This is a genomic window from Streptococcus australis ATCC 700641, assembly GCF_000186465.1.
Classification (GTDB): domain Bacteria; phylum Bacillota; class Bacilli; order Lactobacillales; family Streptococcaceae; genus Streptococcus; species Streptococcus australis.
Genome location: NZ_GL636095.1, coordinates 1 through 759 on the forward strand (window position 1 = coordinate 1; position 759 = coordinate 759).

At 39.3% G+C, this 759-nt stretch carries 1 protein-coding gene; it reads right to left on the bottom strand.

What is annotated here, in order from left to right:
• Nucleotides 1–143: 143 nt before the first annotated feature.
• Nucleotides 144–608, bottom strand: coding sequence for an IS200/IS605 family transposase (gene tnpA / locus HMPREF9421_RS10100; protein WP_006596946.1), 465 nt, complete (start codon nucleotides 606–608; stop codon nucleotides 144–146).
• Between the last annotated feature and the right edge of the window lie 151 nt (nucleotides 609–759).

The window sequence follows — 759 nt, forward strand, 5'->3', positions numbered from 1 at the left end:
AATCATGACCACCCGTCAAACGGGTGGTTTGTACCAGGGCTATAAGCCCAAATTACCAGCCAGCGCCTAAAGACGCTGGCTTTCACTTTGTTCAAGCCTTATTGCATTTGACTCGTCACAAGCCTCTCGAAGAGGCATACGTACTACTTGCCACTATCCCTAAAGGGATCTTCATATTCTTTTACACTCAACTTATCTAAAGCAATGTCTTTGTGCTCTTGTTCCTGAATGTATTTCTTTATTGTGGCTTCATTAAGTCCAACCGTACTCACATAATATCCCTCTGCCCAAAAATGTCGATTTCCAAACTTATATTTCAGATTGGCGTGTTTATCAAACATCATTAGAGCACTTTTACCTTTTAAATATCCCATGAAACTTGCAACGCTAATTCTAGGCGGAATGCTCACTAACATATGAACATGATCTGGCATTAAATGGCCTTCAATAATCTCAACACCTTTATAACTACATAATCGATGGAATATTTCTCCCAAACTACTTCTATATTGATTATAGATCACTTTTCGTCTATACTTAGGGGTGAACACAATATGATATTTACACATCCATTTTGTGTGTGATAAACTATGTGCTTTTTGGGCCATATTTTTCTCCTTTCGCTTTACAATTGGCTTGAACACCTTTATTGTATCGCGTTTGGAGTTTTTTTGGTATAACCTTCGATGCGCACCCGCATAGCAGGTGGTTCTTTTGTCTCGCACCTAACGGAGCGAGACGGACTGAAAGTCACATAAT